The sequence below is a fragment of the Rhodoferax sp. genome, from assembly GCF_028688795.1.
Taxonomy (GTDB): domain Bacteria; phylum Pseudomonadota; class Gammaproteobacteria; order Burkholderiales; family Burkholderiaceae_C; genus Rhodoferax.
The window spans coordinates 1-19,624 of the sequence record NZ_JAQTXM010000048.1 but is presented as its reverse complement, the minus strand read 5'-3'; the positions used below and the strand labels follow the sequence as shown (position 1 = coordinate 19,624).

19 protein-coding genes and 1 pseudogene are annotated in these 19,624 nt (G+C 58.8%); 9 read left to right on the top strand and 11 right to left on the bottom strand.

The features are described 5' to 3' along the window. Positions 1 to 126 precede the first annotated feature (126 nt). A pseudogene (locus tag PHQ58_RS21695) lies at positions 127 to 327 on the top strand (IS3 family transposase); the annotation flags it as partial. 269 nt (positions 328 to 596) lie between these two features. On the opposite strand, the gene PHQ58_RS21690 reads toward PHQ58_RS21695, so the two are convergent. The 4 genes from PHQ58_RS21690 to PHQ58_RS21675 all read right to left on the bottom strand — a co-directional run bounded on the left by PHQ58_RS21690 (position 597) and on the right by PHQ58_RS21675 (position 4,777). Next, positions 597 to 2,852 carry a bifunctional (p)ppGpp synthetase/guanosine-3',5'-bis(diphosphate) 3'-pyrophosphohydrolase gene (locus PHQ58_RS21690; protein ID WP_300115588.1) on the bottom strand — a complete coding sequence of 752 codons (2,256 nt, stop codon included), beginning with the start codon at positions 2,850 to 2,852 and terminating at the stop codon, positions 597 to 599. A 122-nt stretch (positions 2,853 to 2,974) separates the two neighbouring features. After that, positions 2,975 to 3,178, bottom strand: a complete 204-nt coding sequence (gene rpoZ / locus PHQ58_RS21685) for a DNA-directed RNA polymerase subunit omega (protein ID WP_296159786.1) — start codon at positions 3,176 to 3,178, stop codon at positions 2,975 to 2,977. A 30-nt stretch (positions 3,179 to 3,208) separates the two neighbouring features. Then, positions 3,209 to 3,826: a guanylate kinase gene (gene gmk / locus PHQ58_RS21680; RefSeq protein WP_300115585.1), complete on the bottom strand. Its 618-nt coding sequence runs from the start codon at positions 3,824 to 3,826 to the stop codon at positions 3,209 to 3,211. Positions 3,827 to 3,859: 33 nt separating this feature from the next. Further along, positions 3,860 to 4,777: a YicC/YloC family endoribonuclease gene (locus tag PHQ58_RS21675; RefSeq protein ID WP_300115582.1), complete on the bottom strand. Its 918-nt coding sequence runs from the start codon at positions 4,775 to 4,777 to the stop codon at positions 3,860 to 3,862. 78 nt (positions 4,778 to 4,855) lie between these two features. Here PHQ58_RS21675 and PHQ58_RS21670 point away from each other — a divergent pair, with 78 nt between their 5' ends. The 6 genes from PHQ58_RS21670 to PHQ58_RS21645 all read left to right on the top strand — a co-directional run bounded on the left by PHQ58_RS21670 (position 4,856) and on the right by PHQ58_RS21645 (position 10,224). Next, positions 4,856 to 5,863, top strand: coding sequence for a serine/threonine-protein kinase (locus tag PHQ58_RS21670; protein WP_300115580.1), 1,008 nt, complete (start codon positions 4,856 to 4,858; stop codon positions 5,861 to 5,863). Continuing rightward, the gene (locus PHQ58_RS21665) at positions 5,860 to 6,774 is read left to right on the top strand and encodes a PP2C family serine/threonine-protein phosphatase (protein ID WP_300115578.1); all 915 of its coding nucleotides are present in this window, start codon (positions 5,860 to 5,862) and stop codon (positions 6,772 to 6,774) included. The genes PHQ58_RS21670 and PHQ58_RS21665 overlap by 4 nt, the downstream gene beginning before the upstream one ends. Before the next feature lie 26 nt (positions 6,775 to 6,800). Beyond that, a complete protein-coding gene (gene rph / locus PHQ58_RS21660; protein WP_300115576.1) occupies positions 6,801 to 7,532 on the top strand; it encodes a ribonuclease PH in 732 nt (243 codons plus the stop codon). Positions 7,533 to 7,573: 41 nt separating this feature from the next. Beyond that, positions 7,574 to 8,173: an RdgB/HAM1 family non-canonical purine NTP pyrophosphatase gene (gene rdgB, locus PHQ58_RS21655; RefSeq protein WP_300115574.1), complete on the top strand. Its 600-nt coding sequence runs from the start codon at positions 7,574 to 7,576 to the stop codon at positions 8,171 to 8,173. Positions 8,174 to 8,235: 62 nt separating this feature from the next. After that, positions 8,236 to 9,426: a radical SAM family heme chaperone HemW gene (hemW, locus tag PHQ58_RS21650; protein WP_300115591.1), complete on the top strand. Its 1,191-nt coding sequence runs from the start codon at positions 8,236 to 8,238 to the stop codon at positions 9,424 to 9,426. 108 nt (positions 9,427 to 9,534) lie between these two features. Beyond that, entirely contained in the window at positions 9,535 to 10,224 is a 690-nt protein-coding gene (locus PHQ58_RS21645) for a CBS domain-containing protein (protein ID WP_300115571.1), read from the top strand. A 50-nt stretch (positions 10,225 to 10,274) separates the two neighbouring features. Here the strand turns inward: PHQ58_RS21645 and PHQ58_RS21640 are convergent, their stop codons facing one another. The 4 genes from PHQ58_RS21640 to PHQ58_RS21625 form a co-directional block, all read right to left on the bottom strand. Continuing rightward, a complete protein-coding gene (locus PHQ58_RS21640) occupies positions 10,275 to 10,694 on the bottom strand; it encodes a DUF1850 domain-containing protein (protein ID WP_300115568.1) in 420 nt (139 codons plus the stop codon). Then, the gene (locus PHQ58_RS21635; RefSeq protein WP_300115565.1) at positions 10,691 to 12,724 is read right to left on the bottom strand and encodes a TRAP transporter permease; all 2,034 of its coding nucleotides are present in this window, start codon (positions 12,722 to 12,724) and stop codon (positions 10,691 to 10,693) included. Before PHQ58_RS21635 ends, PHQ58_RS21640 begins: the two co-directional genes overlap by 4 nt. 170 nt (positions 12,725 to 12,894) lie before the next feature. Beyond that, on the bottom strand, positions 12,895 to 13,851 hold the full coding sequence (locus tag PHQ58_RS21630; protein ID WP_300115563.1) for a TAXI family TRAP transporter solute-binding subunit: 957 nt from the start codon (positions 13,849 to 13,851) through the stop codon (positions 12,895 to 12,897). A 167-nt stretch (positions 13,852 to 14,018) separates the two neighbouring features. Then, the gene (locus PHQ58_RS21625; protein WP_300115561.1) at positions 14,019 to 15,659 is read right to left on the bottom strand and encodes a response regulator; all 1,641 of its coding nucleotides are present in this window, start codon (positions 15,657 to 15,659) and stop codon (positions 14,019 to 14,021) included. Between the two features lie 117 nt (positions 15,660 to 15,776). On the opposite strand from PHQ58_RS21625, the gene PHQ58_RS21620 reads away from it, so the two are divergent. Together PHQ58_RS21620 and PHQ58_RS21615 are read left to right on the top strand one after the other, a co-directional pair. Continuing rightward, a complete protein-coding gene (locus tag PHQ58_RS21620) occupies positions 15,777 to 16,037 on the top strand; it encodes a VF530 family protein (protein ID WP_300115559.1) in 261 nt (86 codons plus the stop codon). 131 nt (positions 16,038 to 16,168) lie between these two features. Next, the gene (locus PHQ58_RS21615) at positions 16,169 to 16,912 is read left to right on the top strand and encodes a TerC family protein (RefSeq protein ID WP_300115556.1); all 744 of its coding nucleotides are present in this window, start codon (positions 16,169 to 16,171) and stop codon (positions 16,910 to 16,912) included. A gap of 12 nt (positions 16,913 to 16,924) precedes the next feature. Here the strand turns inward: PHQ58_RS21615 and PHQ58_RS21610 are convergent, their stop codons facing one another. The 3 genes from PHQ58_RS21610 to PHQ58_RS21600 all read right to left on the bottom strand — a co-directional run. After that, on the bottom strand, positions 16,925 to 17,590 hold the full coding sequence (locus tag PHQ58_RS21610) for an SDR family NAD(P)-dependent oxidoreductase (protein ID WP_300115590.1): 666 nt from the start codon (positions 17,588 to 17,590) through the stop codon (positions 16,925 to 16,927). Between the two features lie 123 nt (positions 17,591 to 17,713). Further along, complete coding sequence (locus PHQ58_RS21605; RefSeq protein ID WP_300115554.1) at positions 17,714 to 19,348, bottom strand: cryptochrome/photolyase family protein; 1,635 nt, start codon at positions 19,346 to 19,348, stop codon at positions 17,714 to 17,716. 37 nt (positions 19,349 to 19,385) lie between these two features. Beyond that, positions 19,386 to 19,624 (bottom strand): hypothetical protein (locus PHQ58_RS21600; protein WP_300115552.1); only part of this gene is annotated, 239 nt, incomplete at its 5' end.

Below are 19,624 nucleotides of genomic sequence, written 5' to 3'. Positions count from 1 at the left end.
AAGTCAGGGGATAGCCAAAACCAGCAATTCAGTACACTTGTCCACAGTTGCCAATTCAAAATTCGGCAACACGCCCTGGCTCAATATTGAATCGGCAGGGTGGCTCAATATTCAATCGGCGCTGACACTCTATGGGGCCGGTTGAAGGTTGGCAGGTTGTACGGCAGGAAGTTCGCCACCCGGCGCGAGGCCATGGATGAAGTCATGGACTGGCTCAACTTTTACAATCACAAGCAATTGCACTCAACGTTGGGCTACGTCAGTCCGATGACGTTTGAGCAACGCTGGACAGCGGCCCAGCAGCAGCAAGACAAGAAGTCCGCATAAATGGTGGCTTAAGGAGTCCGGAAAACGGGGGCAAGATCAGACAACTACCGAAAGGGCGCTGGCGGTGCGTCAATGGCTGCCTTGGTGGAAGCGGTGTCGGGGAAAGCGGAGGTTGCACGCACAAGTGCAACGGTAGAGGAAAAATGTGAATGTGTCCAGCAATTTATGCATTGGCCTATGGGTTCACCGAATACTTACGAACTTGTGTGCCCTGGAATCGCATTGGCGAGGGCAGCAACATACGGTGCGTTGCACTGGATTCGTGTCTTTCAGCCCGTGACTTGGCTTCCATTTTGTATTCGCTCTGCGCGAAGGACGGCCGGTGTGCGGCGCAAATTACGCAGCACGAGTTCTAGTTGTTGCAGGTCACGAACCGCAATAACAAATTTCAAGTCCATGGCACCTTGGTCTGAGTCGTCTGCCATGTCGACATGAGTGATGTCCGCTTCAGCGGCTGCAAGTGCGCCGGCTACCTTGGCTAGCACACCCTTGCCATTGGTCACGGTGACGACCACGCCAGCCTCAAACGACCTGACAGGTTCATCAGCCCACTCGACACTGATAAAGCGCTCACTGTCCTTGCTGTACAGTTTCTGTGCCACATAGCAGTTGCTTGTGTGTAGCGTCAAACCTTCACCTCGACCCAAGTAGCCCACAATGCTGTCGCCTGGAACTGGCCTGCAGCAATGTGCGAACCGTACCGAGGTATTTTCACTGCCATCAATTTGAACGCTGCCTTGTGCAATGGCCTCGCCTGCGCCAAAGCGCTCACGGGTGAGTAGTAGGGCATTGGGTTTTTCACCTGTATCGGCTAACAGTTTCGCCAGCCGTTTGGCCACGATGCTTGCAATGCGTTTGCCCAGGCCAATATCGGTTAGCAGGTCTGCGCGCGTTTTATTGCCGCTGAACCGAAGCAATTTCTCCCATGTGGCCTCGTAGGGTTTTTCATTGTTAGGAAGGTTCTCAATCCCCTCAGCGCGTAGCGCTTGAGCGAGCATTTTCTCTCCCAAATGTTGCGAGTCCGTTTGCGCCATGGTGCGCAGGTTCTGGCGAATTTTTGAGCGGGCTCGTGCAGTCCGCACAAAGCCTAGCCACGCCGGGTTTGGGCTGGATGTTGCATCTGTGATGATTTCAATCACATCGCCGTTTTTGACTTCGGTACGCAGAGGTACCTGTTCGTTGTTGACCTTGGCCGATACTGCATGGTCACCCACATTGCTGTGAATCGCGTAGGCAAAATCGACCACCGTGGCCCCGCGAGGCATGGCCATGATGCGGCTTTTGGGTGTGAACACGTAAACCGCATCGGGAAACAAATCCACTTTCACATGTTCCCAAAACTCGGCTGCGTCCCGGGTTTCATCTTGAATGTCGATTAATGATTGCAGCCACTTCGAGCCCATTCGATCATTGTGAGAGACACCGTCCTGCGCATCGTCCTTGTAAAGCCAGTGCGCTGCTACACCAGATTCTGCGATCAGGTGCATAGCTTCGGTACGCAACTGAAACTCAACGTTGACGCTGGACGGCCCAACCAGCGTGGTGTGCAGTGACTGGTAGCCGTTGATCTTGCTGATGGCAATGTGATCCTTGAACTTACCGGGCACCGGTTTATAGAGCTGGTGCAATAGCCCGAGCGCGGTGTAGCAGTCAATCAGATGCGGCACGATCACGCGAAAACCATAAATGTCCGTGACTTGGGCGAAACTCAGGTTTTTGTCCACCATCTTGTCGTAGATGGAATAAAGCGTCTTTTCCCGACCGGCAATGCGCACGGTCATGCCGTAATGGGCAAAAGTGGCTTCCAGATCAGCCTGTACCTTCTGGATCAGGTCTCGCCGCCGGCCGCGCGCCTTGGCCACGGCTTTAGTCAAGACCGCATAGCGCCAGGGGTGCAAGTGGCGAAACGACAGGTCTTGCAGTTCACGGTAGGTTTGGTTCAGACCCAGCCGGTGGGCAATGGGTGCATAAACCTCAAGGGTTTCGGATGCAATGCGCTGCCATTTTTCGCGCGGCGCATCCGACAATGTGCGCATATTGTGTGTTCGGTCTGCCAGCTTGATCAAAATCACCCGCACGTCCCGCGCCATGGCCAATAGCATCTTACGAAATGACTCAGCCTGGTTTTCCTCGCGGGTGTTGAATTGCAGCTTTTCGAGCTTTGTCAGCCCATCAACCAGTTCAGCCACCGGTGAGCCAAAGCGCTCAATCAAGTCAGGCTTGGAGATATCACAGTCTTCCATGGCGTCGTGGAGCAGTGCGGCCATCAAGGCTTGTGCATCCAGCTTCCATTCGGCGCATTGCGCAGCCACTGCTATGGGGTGGGTGATGTAAGGCTCGCCACTGTTGCGGAGTTGCCCTAGATGCGCTTCGTCTGCAAAACGGTAGGCAAGCCTAACCTGACCCAGGTCTGCGGCACTAAGGTAGTCCAGCTTGCTGGTCAGTCGGGCAAAGCTGGCCGACGCCGCATTGACTTCTGCAGAGCTGGGCGGTTCTGTGGCGGGACTGACTTTGCGTGTGGTCATGGTTTAACTGGGTGTGGGCGGCATACTTGTGCCTTGAATATAGCGCGCGGGCAAGCTGATTTGGAGCAGACAACAAAAAAGCACCGCAAGCGGTGCTTTTTAAGGTGAATTGGTGCCCTTGCTTACAAAGGCACTTTCTTAAGCATTTCAATACCAACTTTACCGGCGGCAATTTCACGCAGGGCCGTCACGCCTGGCTTGTTTTTGCTTTCGACTTTGGCAGTGTGGCCGTGGCTTAGCATGCGCGCGCGGTATGACGCTGCCAGCACCAATTGAAAGCGATTAGGAATCTGCAGCAAGCAGTCTTCAACAGTGATACGGGCCATGAATTCTCCAAAACCAAATGAGGAGCGCTGTCAGAGGTGCAGTGCTTTGAAAGTTTCAGCTCTGGCGCGGCGCTGCGCCAAATACTTGAGGCGTTGTGAATGCACAATTGATTTGAGGTCAAAAACTGCGCGGTCAAACGATTCGTTGATTATAACGAAGTCGAATTGGCTCGCCTGCGACATCTCTTTGGCGGCGTTTTGCAGCCGGACTTCGATCACTTCGGTGGTGTCTTCGCCACGGCGTTCCAGTCGGGATCGCAACTCTTCCCAACTGGGGGGGAGGATGAAAATGGTGACCGCATTGGCAAAAATCTTCTTGATTTGCAATGCGCCTTGGTAGTCAATCTCAAGAATCACGTCTGCGCCCTGGCTCATGCGTTCTTCAATTGCTTTTTTAGAGGTGCCATAGCGGTGATTGTGCACATGCGCCCACTCGACAAAAGCGTTTGCCTGAACCATGGCGTCAAACTCTGCATCGGAGACAAAAAAGTACTCGCGCCCGTGCTTTTCCTGACCGCGCGGTGCGCGCGTGGTGTGTGACACCGAAGGCTGCACATGTGAATCAACTTCCATCAATGCCTTGACTAGACTCGACTTGCCGGCGCCGCTGGGGGCGGCCACCACAAACAGGTTACCGGGGTACTCCATGAACTTCTGCCCTTAGATGGTTTAAAACTGAATTTATTCGATGTTCTGAACCTGCTCACGCATTTGCTCGATCAGCACCTTCATGTCGACAGAAATATGGGTGAGCTCCAGCGCGGCAGACTTTGACCCCATCGTGTTGGCTTCGCGGTGCAGTTCCTGGATCAAAAAATCAAGCCGCTTGCCAATTTCCCCGCCCTTGCTGATGAGGCGCTGCAATTCGTCCAGGTGCGAATCGAGCCGGGTGAGTTCTTCGGCCACATCGATGCGAATGGCAAATGCTGTGGCCTCGGTCAGTGCCCGGTCTTGCGCGGCCTCGGGCACATGGCTGCCATCGGTCAGGCCCATGGCCTCTTGCCAACGGTCCATGAAGCGCTGACGCTGCTGCGCCACCAATTTCGGAATCAGGGGCTGGGCAAGTGCCGCCAGCGCACGAAGTTGTGTGATGCGGTCTTGCAGCATGATCGCCAAGCGGGCGCCTTCGCGTTCGCGGGCGGCCATCAGCGCTTCCAGTGCGGTGTCTGTCAAGGCGATCAGGTCGGCCTGCCAGTCCTTGGTGCTTGGGGCGTCACTGCCTGAGAGTCGAATCACATCTGCCACGCTGAGTGCTGTGGCGCTGGGCAGCCAGGCTTTGACGTTGTCTTGAATCGAATTGAGCCGCTGCAATAGGCGCACCGATGGCTCTGCCACGCCACCGGCGTTGTTGCTTTCAAGGGCGGCCCGCACCTCGACCTTGCCGCGTTTCAGACGCGTCGTCAAACGCTCCCGCAGTGCCGGTTCGCAGGCGCGCAACTCGTCGGGGAGCCGAAAAGACAAGTCAAGAAAGCGGCTGTTAACCGACCTGATCTCCAGCCCGAGGCGGGTGTTGAGGATGGGTTTTGGTTCGCTGTCGGTGGCGTCAATCGCGTTGCTGTGCTGGACGCTGGCGTAGCCGGTCATGCTGTAAACTGACATTTGGATGCTTGTTCAATGAAATGAGTTTAAGAATAACCCGGTTCTGACCCAGTGAGCAGCTCATCTGTTTAAAAAGATATGTCAAAGGTGAAACCTTCTCCCCTGCCGCCAGACGCCCTGATTGGTGGCTATCGGGTGGTTCGCAGGGTGGCTGCAGGAGGTTTTGGCGTGGTTTACCTTGCGGTTGGGCCAGATGGCCAGCAGGTGGCCATTAAGGAATATCTGCCTGCCTCGCTGGTCACACGGGCACCCGGCACCGCTTTGCCCCAGGTGGCGCCCGAGAAGCTGTCCTTGTACCGCTTGGGCCTGAAAAGTTTTTTTGAGGAAGGCCGCTCACTGGCGCAAATTTCTCACCCGGCGGTGGTGAGTGTCATGAACTTCTTCCGAGAAAACGAAACCGTTTACATGGTGATGAATTACCTGGAAGGCGCCAGCTTGCAGGATTTCATCGTGATCGCGCGAGACCTCAAGCAGCCCAAGGTGTTTCGTGAGTCCACCATTCGCTCCTTGTTTGACGAAATTTTGCGCGGGCTTCGCATTGTTCACCAGCACAAGATGCTGCACCTGGACATCAAGCCGGCCAATATCTTCATTTCTGACGACGACAAGGCGGTACTGATTGATTTTGGCGCTGCGCGCGAGGTGCTGAGCAAAGAGGGCAACTTTGTGCGCCCGATGTACACGCCTGGTTTTGCCGCCCCCGAGATGTACCGGCGCGACAGTTCCATGGGGCCGTGGACCGACATTTATGCCATTGGTGCCTGCATGTACGCCTGCATGCTGGGTTTTCCGCCTAACGAGGCACCGCAGCGCCAGAGCAGCGACAAAATGGCGCTGGCTCTGAAGCGTTTGCAGGGCGTGTATTCTGATAATTTGATGGAAGTTGTGCAGTGGTGCATGGCGCTTGACCCACTGGCGCGGCCGCAGTCGGTCTTTGCCCTGCAAAAGCAGCTCAACAAGGGGGGGGAACGCCGCTATTCCAGGATGACGGTGGGTGACAAAGTACGCATGCAGCTTGGCACCATCGTGACCAGCACCAGAAAGTCGGTGCTTAAAAACACCAATATCGGGACCAAATTGAAATGAAATTCTCGGTGTTTCAGGTCAGTCGCAAAGGGGGGCGACAGAAGAATGAAGATCGCATGGGGTATTGCTACACCCGTGCGGCAGCCGTTTTTTTACTAGCCGATGGCATGGGCGGCCACCCTGAAGGAGAGGTTGCGGCGCAGCTCGCGCTGCAGTCCATCTCGGCGCTGTTCCAAAAACAGGCGCGGCCTGAGTTGCCTGATGTACAGGCCTTTTTGTCAGACGCGCTGTTGACCGCGCACCGACAAATATTGCGCTACGCCATGAACCGCAGTTCGCTTGACACGCCCCGCACCACCATTGTGGTGGCTGTGTTGCAGGACAGTCACCTCAGCTGGGTGCACTGCGGTGATTCGCGCATGTACGTGGTGCGTCGGTCCGATTTGCTGGTGCGAACCAAAGACCACTCCCTGATCGAGCAAAATCTGTTGCGCGCCGGGATGGGCGATGCTGCCAGCTCGGCAAACCGCAATGTGCTTTTTTCCTGCTTGGGCTCGCCGACCAAGCCAGTATTCAGTGTCTCGGGGCCCTTGCCTTTGCAGCAAGGCGACCGCATCATGCTGTGCTCTGACGGCCTTTGGTCAAGCGTGTCGGAAGACGACATTGTGTTTGAGCTGTCACAAAAACCGGTGGACGTGGCGGTGCCTGATCTGGTTGAAAAAGCCTTGCGGGAAGGCGGTGCCCATTGCGACAACGTCACCTGCATTGCGGTCGAGTGGGCCTTGCCCGACTCATTGGAGCCGTCGCCCACCAGTGTCTTTACCGACGCCATCAGCGAGGGCATCTTCGCCTCAACGGTGCAAGCAGGCTGGCCAGACATGAGCCATGACGACCTGGACGATGCCGCCATTGAGCGCTCGATCGCAGAAATCAACGCGGCCATCCGTCGTTCTGCCGCCAAGAAAATCTGAATCTTTTTTGTTTTTGAGGGTGTTTCATGACTGAATTTTTTCGCGCCCAGGATCGGGCTGCCAATGCCATGCGCCCCGTGCGCATCACACGCAACTACACCATGCACGCCGAAGGCTCGGTACTGATCGAGTTTGGCCACACCAAAGTGCTTTGCAACGCCTCGGTGCTGGACAAAGTGCCGCCACATCAAAAGGGCAGTGGCCAGGGCTGGGTCACGGCTGAATACGGCATGCTGCCGCGCGCCACCCACAGCCGCAGTGACCGCGAAGCCGCGCGCGGCAAACAAAGCGGCCGCACACAAGAAATCCAGCGCCTGATTGGCCGCGCCTTGCGCTCGGTGTTTGATTTGACCCTGTTGGGCGAGCGCACCCTGCACCTCGATTGCGATGTGCTGCAGGCTGACGGTGGCACGCGCACAGCCGCCATCACCGGCGCGTTTGTGGCGGCGCAAGATGCGGTGAACGGTTTGCTGGTAGCCGGCAAGTTGACGCAGTCGCCGATTCGCGAAGCGGTGGCGGCGATATCGGTTGGCATCGTACATGGCACGCCGCTGCTGGACCTGGAATACACCGAAGACTCAGCCTGCGATACCGACATGAACGTGGTCATGACCGCCAGTGGCCACTATGTGGAAGTGCAAGGCACGGCCGAAGGTGCTGCTTTTAGCCGGGCCGAAATGGACGCGCTGCTGGCGCTGGCCGACAAAGGCATTCGGGAACTGGTTCAATTGCAGTCTGATTCACTACTGAATAAATAGCTGCTTGCGCATGATGCATAAGGTCTAGAGGCATATTTCTTATGAAAATCGTATTGGCATCCAATAACGCGGGCAAGCTGGCTGAATTGCACGCCATGTTTGCGCGACTGGGGTTTGAGCTGGTCACGCAAGGCAGTCTGGGCATTCCAGAAGCTGCCGAACCGTTTCACACCTTCATCGAGAACGCATTGGCCAAGGCGCGCCATGCCGCCCACTTAAGCGGCCTGCCCGCTGTGGCGGATGATGCCGGCCTGTGCGTGGACGCTTTCGGTGGCTTGCCGGGTGTACAAACCGCGTTTTACGCCACGCAATTTGGTTACCCCAAGAGCGACGACAACAACGTGCGCGCCTTGCTGGAGCAGATGCAAGGCGTAGAGAACCGCCGCGCCGCCATGGTCAGCACTTTGGTGGCGCTACGTTCCGCCGATGACCCCGAGCCCTTGGTGGCCGTGGGGCGGGTGGTGGGTGAAATCACCCGCGAGCCGTTGGGAACGAACGGCTTTGGCTTTGACCCGGTGATGTTCATCCCCGAGTTTGGCAAAACCTTTGCCCAGTTGCCCACTGAGGTCAAGAACGCCAATAGCCACCGCGGCAGGGCTGCCAAGGCCATGGTGGCGCTGATGCGCGAGCGTTGGTTGTGATCCCCATCGCATCGGCCCAAGCGCAGGCTGAACTGGCCCAGGCGCGCGACATTACCCACTACATGCGCGCCGGCACCCTGCAGCTGCAAACGCTGCCGCCTTTGTCGCTGTATGTGCACCTGCCCTGGTGCCTGAAAAAATGCCCTTACTGCGACTTCAACTCGCATGAAATGCGCGCCGCCGAGTTGCCAGAACAAAGCTACCTGAACGCCCTGATGGCCGATCTGGAAGCCGCGCTGCCGCTCATCTGGGGCCGCAGCGTGCAAACCGTGTTCATTGGCGGCGGCACACCCAGCCTGTTTTCACCGCAGGCCATTGACCAGCTCATTGCTGGCATCCGGGCCCGTGTGCGGTTGGCCCCCAACGCCGAAATCACGCTCGAAGCCAACCCCGGAACCTTTGAGAAAGACCGCTTCAAGGCCTTCCGCGCGGCCGGTGTCACGCGCCTGTCGGTCGGTGTCCAAAGCTTCAATGATGATTTTCTGAAAACCCTGGGTCGTGTGCACAATCGTGCGCAAGCCCTGGATGCACTTGCGGAAGCAGCTGCTGTTTTTGACACCTTTAACCTGGACCTGATGTACGCGTTGCCGGGCCAGACGCTGGATATGTTGCGCACCGACGTTGACACGGCCTTGGCGCTGGCGCCGCAACACCTGTCGATCTACCACCTCACCATCGAGCCCAACACCTTCTTTGCCAAATTCCCTCCGGCTTCGGTGGACGACGACCTGGCCGCTGACATGCTCGATCTGATCACCGACATGACCGCCGCGGCGGGCATGCAGCGCTACGAGGTCTCGGCCTACGCCAAGCCCGGCCATGCCTGCCAACACAACCTCAATTACTGGCAGTTTGGCGACTACCTGGGCATTGGCGCGGGCGCCCACAGCAAGCTCAGTTTTGCCCACCGCGTGGTTCGCCAGGTTCGCCTGCGCGACCCGGCGCGTTACATGACGCAAGCCTTGGCCGGTCAGGCGCTGGCGCAAGACGATGACGTCAAGCGCCGCGAGTTGCCATTTGAGTTCATGCTCAACGCGCTGCGCCTGGCCGATGGGTTCGACTTGTCCATGTTTGCCGAGCGCACCGGCATGCCGCTGTCTGCCGTGCAAGCCGCGCTGGCTCAGGCGCAAGCGCAAGGGCTGTTGCTGCGCGATGGCGAGCACGTCAGACCCAGCGCCCGTGGCTTTGACTTCTTGAATGATCTGCAGGCCTTGTTTTTGCCGGCTACGCGCCAGGAAAGTAGTCAAAGCTGATCGCTGCTTATTTGGGTTGGGCCACCGTGGCGAATTTGCATTCAGCCGCCACCTGGCGCTATAGTGAAACGGCGCGGTCGCAAAACGCACGGCGAAGGAGAACCCTCGATGTTCATGGTCTACGGCACCTCAGGACAATTGTTCAAAGGCAGCATGGAGCAACTGCGCCAAATCAGCGGGGTGGGCGCCTTGGCCCGTAGCCGCCGCATTTTGCCGGTGGGACGTGATGGGCATGACGTGACCGAGGAGTCTGCGGCAGCCTATGCCGGCCTGGCGCAACACAAACCGGTGGAGCCAGACGCGCCGCGCATCGACCCCCTGGCCGCCTACGCGCCATCACAACAAGGCCCGCAGCAACAGCGCCGCCCACTCACCAGCGTGGCCGACCTGATGAGTCATCTGGCCATCACCCTACCAGACAGCGCCACCGTGCTGCAGGCCTGGCACTTGCTGACAGAGAAAGAAATTGGCCAGGCCCCAGTGGTCGATGCCAACGGCCAGCTGGTGGGTTTGCTCACGCGGGCTGACTTGCTCAAACCCGAGCGCCTGCCCAGCCCCGAGAGTCATGCGCTGGTGTGGCACGCCTTGCTGTTGCAAAACGTCCAGGACATCATGTGGACACCGGTGCCCAGCGTGTCGCCCGAGAGCGACATTCGCCGCGTGGCACAGGTGCTGCTCGACAGCGGCTTGCCGGGCTTGCCGGTGGTGGACGAGCACGGGCGGGTCACCGGGTTTATCTCGCGTTCGGACATTTTGCGGGCAGTGGTGACCGATCCGCCGCTGGATTTATGGGGCTGACCGTCGCTGGCGGTTGTCTTGACGAGGCAGGGAGGCTTTACCCTAGTTTTTTATTTGCCAAAACAGGCTCTAGCCCTTGTGATTCCTGCATCACTAGCTAGCAAATTTGACATTGGTTGGCAGCTGCCGCGCATGCACCAGTCGTAGTCGGGCGTGAACTCTGAGCGGGTCAGGCGCAGCTCTGCGGGTGTTTTGATCAAAGGCGTGTAGACGTACCAGCCATGGCGCAGCACGGCGTCATCGGGCGGTTCCATGCCAGCGGCCGAGCCCTTGATGCGGGCCTGCACGGCGTGCAGCACCGGTTGACGGGTGCTGGCATCCAGCTCAACTGCATAGTCTTCCTCCCAGCGCACTTTCTCGATCGAATGCGTCCAGGCCAGTGTGAATTCAGTCACCGGCACAAACACCTCGGGCGTGCCTTGCAGCGCAGCCGCCAGACTCAGGCAGACACCCAGCGTGGCCGTGCTCAATGGGCAATCACCGGCGTGTGGGTGCGGCTACGCCAGACATGCCAGCCAACAAACAGCGCAATCAGGGCCAACCCCAACTCGTCGGTAAACGGCAAGGCCACCACCAGCAAGCTGGCCGCCAGAATGGCCACCACGCGCTCGGCCAAGCTCAAAGGCGTGATCAGAAAACCGATGGCGCCGGCGCCCCACATGGCAATCGCCACCAACGCCTTGAAGACGATCCAAGTGGTGTCGAGCCAGTCGCCACTTTGCAGCATCAGCGCCGGGCTGTACACCGCCATGAAGGGCACGATGAAGCCCGCTATGGCCACCCGCAGTGCCTGGATGCTGATGGCCAGGCCGCTCACGCCCGCAATCGGCGCCGCGGCAAACGCGGCCAGCGCCACCGGCGGCGTCAAGTCGGCCATGATGCCAAAGTAAAACACAAACATGTGCGACACCAGCAGCGGAACGCCCAGCTTCAGCAGCACCGGCGCTGCCAGCGAGCTGGTGATGATGTAGTTGGGAATGGTCGGAATACCCATGCCCAGCACCAGGCAAATCACCATGGTCAAGAGCAGCGCCAAAAACAGGCTGCTTTCGCCCACGGCAATGATGCGCCCGCCCAGCTCAGCCGCCACGCCAGTCAGGTTGATCATGCCGATGATCACACCCACCAGGGCGCAGGCAATGGCCACGGGGAGAGCGTGACGGGCGCCGTCCACCATGGCCTGAACAGCCAGCTTGCGTGCATCGCCACCCACACGGCGAATCAGGGTGACCGCCACCAGCAGCGCCACAATGACAAAAAATGTGCCCACCCCAAACTTGAAGAACCCTGCGCACGCCAGTCCCAGCAGTGCCCAAAACAACCCGCGCAGCGCCAGTGACGGCACGCCGGTCATCACTGCCGCGCCAAAAATCAGCACCACCGTAAGCGCCAGCCCCACCGTGCCGGAAAACAGCGGCGTGTAGCCGGAAAACAGCAGCACCACCAGCCCCACCAGCGGCAGCATCAGGTACCAGCGGAGTTTGATGGCTGTCCAGGGATTCGGGCACTGGTCTTTGGGCAAGCCGTTGAGTCCCTTGCGCCCGGCCTCCAGATGCACCATCCAAAACGCGGTGACAAAGTACAAAATCGCCGGAATCAGTGCCGCTTTGACGATGGCCACATAGGGCACGTTGATGGTCTCGGCCATGATGAAGGCCACCGCGCCCATCACCGGCGGCATGATTTGCCCGCCCATGCTGGCCGTGGCCTCCACCCCGCCGGCAAAAGCCGGGCTGTAGCCAAAACGCTTCATCAGCGGAATAGTGAATTGCCCGGTGGTGACCACATTGGCCACGCCCGAGCCGTTGATGGTGCCCATCAGACCCGACGAGATCACGGCCACCTTGGCCGGCCCACCACGTGTGTGGCCCACCATGCCCATGGCAAAGTTGGTGAACAGCTCGATCATGCCGGCCTGTTCCAGAAACGCACCAAACAAAATGAACAAAAAGATGTAGCTCGACGACACATAAGTGGGCGTGCCGTAGAGGCCCTCGGTGCCAAAGCCCAGCGTGCCGACGATCTGATCCAGCCCAAACCCACGGTGTGCCAGCACACCCGGCAGGTATTGGCCAAACAAACCGTAGAGCAAAAAGATGCCGCAGATGATGGGCAAGCCCCAGCCCATGACGCGCCGCGCCGCTTCAAACACCAGCACCACCGTGACCACGCCAATCACCCAATCGGAGGTGATGAGTTCGCCAGCGCGCTGCGTCAGGTCGGCCTCAAACACCCAGTGGTACAGGCTGAACAAAAAGCCGGTCAGCCCCAGCGTCCAACCCAGCAACCGGCCCTTGGCCGCATGGCGCGTGCTGAATTCAAACGGCGGATTCAGCGAAAAAATCAGCAGCAGCACAAAGCCCACATGCACGGCCCGCACCACCTGGCTCGACAGCGGGCTGAAGGCGGCCGTGATGAGCTGGAAGCTGGAGAAGGCGAGTGCTATCCAAAAAATAGCTGTTCGCGCTTGCCCTGATTGGGCTGGAGCCTTATTTGTCATATAAAAACCAAACCTTCAAAACAACAGCGATAAGGGGCGTGCGTTGGGTGGACTTGGGGTTTTGCCAAATCAAGGAGGATGATTGGTGCACCCAAGCCGGGGACATTTGCGTAGTCAGGCACCCATCGCGCGCCACGGGTTAAAACCAACCGCGCGCGCACCTTGAACCGTTACTTGATCAGACCAACTTCCTTGTAATACTTGGCCGCACCGGGGTGCAGGGGAATCGGCATGCCCTTGATGGCGTTTTCACTCTTGATCGCCTTGGCAGCGTTGTGGGCTGCGTACAGCGTGTCGATATTTCCGTACATGGTCTTGGTCATCTGGTAAGCCAGCTCGTCAGACACGCCCGAATGCGTCACCAAAAAGTTGGGGATGGCGGCGGTGGCCACCTCTGCCGTTTGACCTGCGTAGGTGTTGGCTGGAATCACGGTGGCCTGGTAGGCCTCATCACCGACTTTTTTCACCACATCGGCTGGCACCGGGATGACGATGATCTTGACCGACGTGGCCAGGTCGCGGATCGAGGCCACGCCCAGCCCGGCGGATTGCAAAGTGGCATCGAGCTGGCGGTTTTTCATCAACTCGACCGACTCGCCAAAGGGCAAATACTCCACCTTGCCAAGGTCAGCGTAGCTCAGGCCGGCGGCCTTCAAGATGGCCCGGGCATTGAGTTCGGTGCCGGATTTGGCGGCACCGACTGAAATGCGTTTGCCTTTCAGGTCAGCCAGGGTCTTGATGCCGGAGTCGGCATTGGCAACGATCTGGATGTAATTGTTGTAGGTGGCTGACAGGCCGCGCAGCTTGTCGAGCTTGGTTTTGAAACCGGCTTCGGCATCGCCCTTCCAGGCGTCCGACACCGAGTCACCCAAAGCCATGGCGAGTTCACCGCGGCCGGCTTGCAGCAGGTTCAGGTTCTCGGCCGAGGCTTTGGTGACCTGGGCTGTCGACCGGGTGTTGGGAATGGCTTTTGCATAAATCTGGCTCAGCGCCACGCCCATTGGGTAGTAGACGCCGCTTTGGCCGCCGGTGAGCACATTGACAAATTGCTGTTGGGCCAGCGCCGTGCTGCTGGCCAAAGCCGTACCCAAACTCAAGGCAAGGCCAATTTTTCTGATCAAACGCATGGGGAAAACTCCTGTAGTTGAAAGTTGAGCAGCTTGGGGTGGCGGTCATTCGCACTCGGCTGTTCATCGGGGGGCAATGCAGATTATTGGCCCATCAGGTGCGTCGGTCTGCTGGTGTTTTCCCCCGAAATGACAACTATTTGGCACCAGGGGCAGCGTTGGAGGGCTCAGCTGGGCTTGCTGCCGGCGCGCAGCGTCAAACCACCGGCCTGGCGCTTTTGTTCGCCCAGTCCAGCCCGGATGATTTGGGTGCTGAAGCGGCTGCGCAGCTCGTGCACCTGGTCGGTCAGGTCTTGTGCATCGGGTATTTTGTCGGCGTAACGGTGCAGCACCAGGTAAGCGGTTTCGATCAGCTTGCCGCTCAAGTTGTCACGGCCGTGCGCCAGCAGGTCTTTGACGGCGGCTTTGGGGTCGCCGCCCATGCTCAGCGACAGGGCGTTTTCGGCCAGCTTCAGAATGTGGGCGTGCGCTGTGTGAACACGTTCGGCATAGTCAGGGTGCACGGTAGCCGCGCCGGCCAGCAGCTCAGCCAGCGCCCGCGTGCCGGCAAAGCGCAGGCCAAGCGCGTCGACCACGCCATCCACCTCGTCGAGCTGGATCGCCTTGTTGGCCAGCTGCGCCAACAGGGCGATCAGGTTGGTGGCTGACTCAAAGTCAAAGGCCGGGTCTTTGACACGTGTGCACAGGTTGCGCACCACCTGCAGCACCTGGGCGTACTGGCTTTGCTCAATGAGTTGAAGCGCATCCACAATGCCCGAGAGCCGCTGCTGGCGTTGGTTGTCAGGGTTGCGCTCAAGCAGGCGGGCAAAGTCATCGCGGCAGCGCTGCAAGCCCTTGCGGTCTTTGGCTTCCAGCCGCACAAAGGCCAGCAGCACCAGCGTTTGGCAGTCAAACATCTTGGAGTCCAGACCCAGCCGGGCGGTGCGGTCGAGGATTTTTTCGGCCTCTTTGCGATCACCTGCGTAGTAGCTCATCATGCCCAGATTTTGCAGCCGAGAGATTGAGGCTGGGGTCAGTGTGCTGGCCATTTTGTAGGTCACCAGCGCGGCTTCAAACTTGCCTTGTTCAAACTGCGCCCGGCCCATCACGTCGTAGGCGTCGGCATAGTTGGGGTCTTCGCTGATCAGGTTTTCAAGCGTGCTGACGGCTCTGCCGGTTTGACCTTCGTCAAGCAATGACCGCGCCACACCCAGCTTGGCCCAGGGCAGGGTCTTGGCCTCTACCACCGCCTGATAGAGTTTTTGTGCCTGGTCAAACTGACCTGTGCGGAGCATCAGCTCAGCCCCGACGCGGGCCGCGTACAGCCAGAATCGGCCACGCGTCTCAAACCGATGAAAGCACAGCTTGGCCGCCGCCGCGTAATCTTCGGCCTCAATGGCGCTGAAAATCTCTTGCAGTGAGAGTTTGCGAATACGCGCCTGGCGCAGGCGCTCACCGAGTTGCGTGGCTTTGTGCGGCTTGAGCAGGTAGCCATCCAGCGCCGATTCGGCGGCCTCGGCCACTTTGGCATAGGTGGCCTCGCCAGTGACCATGATGAACACGGTGGAAAACGGCAGAAGCTGGTTGCGCCGCAGGTCATCGAGCAAATCCTGACCCGTCATGGACTCCAGGGGAAAGTGCAGCTCGCACAGCACCACGTCAAATTTGCGGTATTCCAGTTGCCGGCGGGCGTCCACCAGACGCGCGGTTTGCACCACGTTGCCCATGCCAAAGTCGCGCAACTGCGACACCAGGATTGAGCGCGAGGTGGGGTTGGGGTCTATCACCAGGGCCTGCGAAGTCGACAGGTCGTCTTCAGGCAGGGCCATACAAACCTTGGATCGTCAGGCGGCTGGCACGGTGCTGGGTTGGCAAAACAACGCTCCTCTTTGGGTGAACCACAAAATGTTAGCACCGCGCGGTGGGTGCGCTTTTAAAATGACGCCATGACAACGCCCTCACTTCCAGAATCACCCGCCACCCAGCCACACAATCCTTTGCATGGTTTGACGCTTGAAGCCATTTTGACGGCCCTGGTGGCCTACTACGGCTGGGCTGGTTTGGGTGAGCGTATTGCGGTGCGCTGCTTCACACAAGACCCCAGCATTGTGTCGAGCCTGAAGTTTTTGCGCAAAACGCCGTGGGCGCGCGACAAGGTAGAAGGGCTTTACCTGTTCATGCTGCGCGAGGTGCGCAGAAAAGGCTGAGTGGCCAGCATGTCGCGCCAATACGAATAGCCCTTAATCCGTCTGTGGTTTCATTGCCATTGCGGGAGTGAGCGAGGCGCATATTTCGCCAGACAAGTAGACTCGCGGGCTTTACATCAGCTGAAGCCGCCATGGAACTGCTCACCGACCCGAACATCTGGATTGCTTTTTTTATGCTCGCCGCCCTCGAAATCGTGCTGGGCATCGACAACATCATTTTCATCAGCATCCTGGTCGGGCGCTTGCCCCCTGAAAAGCGGGATCTGGCACGCCGGCTCGGGCTTGGCTTTGCCATGGTGTCGCGCATTGCGCTGCTGTTCAGCCTGGCATGGGTCATGACGCTGACTGCGCCACTGGTGACCGTGCTGGGACAGGAAATCAGTGGCCGTGACCTGATTTTGCTCGGTGGCGGCTTGTTTTTGCTTTGGAAGGCTTCGCATGAAATTTTCATGGAAGTTGAAGCCCACGAGTCCAAAGAGGAGAGCGCTGGGGTTGACAACGTTAAGGCCGGTGCAAAGATGTTTTGGGGCACCATTGTGCAAATTGGCGTCGTTGACATCGTCTTTTCGCTGGACTCCGTGATCACCGCCGTGGGCATGGTGGACAACATCGGTGTCATGGTGGCGGCCGTGGTGGCCTCGGTGGCGGTGATGATGTTCGCGGCCAAACCGATTGGCGATTTTGTCGACAAACACCCGTCCATCAAGGTACTGGCGCTGGCCTTCCTGACCATGGTGGGCACCCTGCTGGTGGCAGAAGCATTTGACGTGCATGTGCCCAAAGCCTATGTCTACGTGGCCATGCTGTTCTCCCTGACAGTGGAGGCGCTCAACATCAGGGCGCGTACCAAACGCCAGCTTGCCAAAACGTCTTGACCGGCGCTGACTCTACCAGGGCAGACGCTCGCCGTTGTAGGCAAAAAACCCGCCCGAGTCCTCAGGCGTCAAACGCTCCAGAATGCCCACCATGTCACCGGCAGCATCTGGCGCGGCCCGGCCAATCTGCTCACCTTTGAATGGTTTTGACAAGGCGGTGCTGACCGTGCCCGGGTGCAGGCTGACCAGCACCGCGTGCGGGTTGCTGCGCTTGACCTCTATGGCGGCCGTTTTCAGCAGCATGTTGAGCGCGGCTTTGGAGGCGCGGTAGCTGTACCAGCCGCCCAGGCGGTTGTCCTCAATGCTTCCCACCTTGGCGGAAATCACCGCCAGCACGCTGCGTTGGGCATCCAGCAGCGGGCAGAAGTGGCGCAGCACCAGAGCGGGGCCAAAGGTGTTGACGCGAAATGTGGCTTCCAGTTGGGCATAGCTCACATCTCCCAGCTTCTTTTCGGGCATGCAGCCCTCGGTGTGCAACAGGCCGGCAGCGTTGATGATCAGGTGAAACTTGCCGCCCCCGCGCAAGGCGTCGGCGGCGCTGGCAATGCTGGTCTCGTCGTCAAAGTCAAGGCGCGGCGCGGAGTGGCGGTGTAGCCCCACGACCTCCTTGCACCGCGTGTTTTCTTGCAGCAATGTCACAAAGGCATGACCAATGCCGCCGCTGGCGCCGATGACCAAGGCGCGAAAACCGTCAGGAAACGACGCTAGGTCAGGCGCGCTGGTTTGGGCGGTTGTGGGGGATGCGGCTGAGGCGGAAGTTGGGGATGGGTTCAGGGGTGTCAAAGCTCGTTCCAAAGAGAATTAAAGGTCGTTGAGTCGTGCACGCAAGACCTGCGCTTGGCTGCGGATGGCATCCCGCTCAGGAGGCGGCATTTTTTCAAGCTGGCGGTAGGCCATGCCAATGCGCGGGTTGCGTTCCAGTTTGTCGGCGTTGCGCTGGTAGAAGTCCCAATACAGCGCGTTAAACGGGCAGGCGGTGTCACCCAGGCGCTGTTTTTTGTCATACGCGCAGCCTTTGCAGTAGTCACTCATGCGGTCAATGTAGGCGGCACTGCTCACATAGGGCTTGGTGGCTAGCAAGCCGCCGTCGGCAAATTGGCTCATGCCCAGCGTGTTGGGCAACTCTACCCATTCAAACGCGTCGATGTAGATGCCCAAATACCAACGATGCAGCGCCTGGGGCTCCAGCCCGGCCAGCAGGGCAAAGTTGCCAATCACCATCAGGCGCTGAATGTGGTGCGCGTGGGCGTTTTGCAGCGAGCCGTTGATGGCGGCCGACATGCAACTCATGCGCGTGTTACCGGTCCAAAACCATTGGGGCAGCGGCGTGGTGTGCTCAAAGTAGTTGCGCTCGTCATAGCCCGGCATTTGTGCCCAGTAGATGCCGCGCACGTATTCGCGCCAGCCAATCACCTGGCGGATAAAGCCTTCGGCAGCGGCCAACTCGACCCGGCCCGCACGCCACTCGGCCTCTACCCGACTGACCACTTCACGCGGGTTCAACAGCTTCACGTTCAGGGCAAACGACAGCAGCGAGTGAAACAACCGCTGCGCCTTGCGGCTCATGGCATCTTCATAGTCACCAAAGTGGGGCAGGGCGTGGGTGATGAAGTGGTCAAGCTGCTGCAAGGCTTCCGTGCGATTGACTGGCCAGCGGAAGTTGGCGGCAGCGGGCTCGCCAAAGCTCTGCACGCCTGCCGTCCGAATGGTGGCCCATAGCGCACTGTGGTCGTGCTGCGGGCGCAGGTCGGGCGGCTCGGGCGGTGTGCCTTTCCAGGGCTTGCGGTTCTCGGCGTCAAAGTTCCACTGGCCGCCTGCTGGTTTGTCGGCCCCATCGATCAGCACGCGGTGGCGTTTGCGCATGTGGCGGTAAAAGGTTTCCATCAGCCACTGCTTGCGCTGGGTGAACAGCTCGGCCACCTCATGGCGCTGGGTGTAAAAGTGTTCGCTGTCCACACAGGAACTGTTTGCGTTTATGTCAAGGTGCTTGCTATCAATGATGGAGCTGCTTGCGCTTATTTCGAAAGGGCTAGAGGCCAAAAAAGCTTGTAACTGAAGGTCCAGCCGGTATTCGTCAGGATCTTGGTATTGAAACACCTGCGCGTCGTAGTGATGGATCAGTGCGCTCAAATTGCCGGTCAGGCTCTGCGTATTGGCGGCATCGTCAATGGCCAGGTAATGCACGCGGTGACCGGCCTCATTCAGTTGCTGTGCCAGTGCGCGCATGCCAGCAAAAACGGCGATGATTTTTTGCGCGTGGTGCAGCACGTAATCGGTTTCCTGGCGCATCTCCATCAGCACATACACCACCTCGGGCTGCACCGTGGCAAACCAGCTGTGCTGCGAATTGAGCTGGTCGCCCAGGATCAGGCGCAGGGTGTGGGCTGGGTTTGGCACCGGGCTATGGGCAAGGGTTGCGTCAACGGTCACGTTCACGTTTGTGCTTTTACTTTGGTTCATCCGAGATTGTTCATTAGGATTTTTTAGCCGAATCTGCGAATGCCAAAGGCTCACCGGCATTGGCCCAAAGCCCCTCAAACCAAGGCCTTCGCTTGCGTGCCACAGCCAGTCGAAACGTCTGCTTCTGCGATTTGTCCATGCTGCTATCCCAGAATGCGCCGACAGCCAGAACCTTGTGATGCAGCGTCGAGAGGGTGTGATGCACGCTGTGGCGCATCACCGCATGGCGAAACACACTCATCAGGTTGTAAG

Coding starts and splice junctions, on each gene's coding strand:
- PHQ58_RS21635 (WP_300115565.1), bottom strand. CDS start 12,724: ATGACAAATAAGGCTCCAGCCCAATCAGGGCAAGCGCGAACAGCTATT.
- PHQ58_RS21675 (WP_300115582.1), bottom strand. CDS start 4,777: ATGTCAGTTTACAGCATGACCGGCTACGCCAGCGTCCAGCACAGCAAC.
- rdgB (WP_300115574.1), top strand. CDS start 7,574: ATGAAAATCGTATTGGCATCCAATAACGCGGGCAAGCTGGCTGAATTG.
- rpoZ (WP_296159786.1), bottom strand. CDS start 3,178: ATGGCCCGTATCACTGTTGAAGACTGCTTGCTGCAGATTCCTAATCGC.
- PHQ58_RS21670 (WP_300115580.1), top strand. CDS start 4,856: ATGTCAAAGGTGAAACCTTCTCCCCTGCCGCCAGACGCCCTGATTGGT.
- PHQ58_RS21630 (WP_300115563.1), bottom strand. CDS start 13,851: ATGCGTTTGATCAGAAAAATTGGCCTTGCCTTGAGTTTGGGTACGGCT.
- rph (WP_300115576.1), top strand. CDS start 6,801: ATGACTGAATTTTTTCGCGCCCAGGATCGGGCTGCCAATGCCATGCGC.
- hemW (WP_300115591.1), top strand. CDS start 8,236: ATGCGCGCCGGCACCCTGCAGCTGCAAACGCTGCCGCCTTTGTCGCTG.
- PHQ58_RS21665 (WP_300115578.1), top strand. CDS start 5,860: ATGAAATTCTCGGTGTTTCAGGTCAGTCGCAAAGGGGGGCGACAGAAG.
- PHQ58_RS21625 (WP_300115561.1), bottom strand. CDS start 15,659: ATGGCCCTGCCTGAAGACGACCTGTCGACTTCGCAGGCCCTGGTGATA.
- PHQ58_RS21620 (WP_300115559.1), top strand. CDS start 15,777: ATGACAACGCCCTCACTTCCAGAATCACCCGCCACCCAGCCACACAAT.
- PHQ58_RS21645 (WP_300115571.1), top strand. CDS start 9,535: ATGTTCATGGTCTACGGCACCTCAGGACAATTGTTCAAAGGCAGCATG.
- PHQ58_RS21615 (WP_300115556.1), top strand. CDS start 16,169: ATGGAACTGCTCACCGACCCGAACATCTGGATTGCTTTTTTTATGCTC.
- gmk (WP_300115585.1), bottom strand. CDS start 3,826: ATGGAGTACCCCGGTAACCTGTTTGTGGTGGCCGCCCCCAGCGGCGCC.
- PHQ58_RS21690 (WP_300115588.1), bottom strand. CDS start 2,852: ATGACCACACGCAAAGTCAGTCCCGCCACAGAACCGCCCAGCTCTGCA.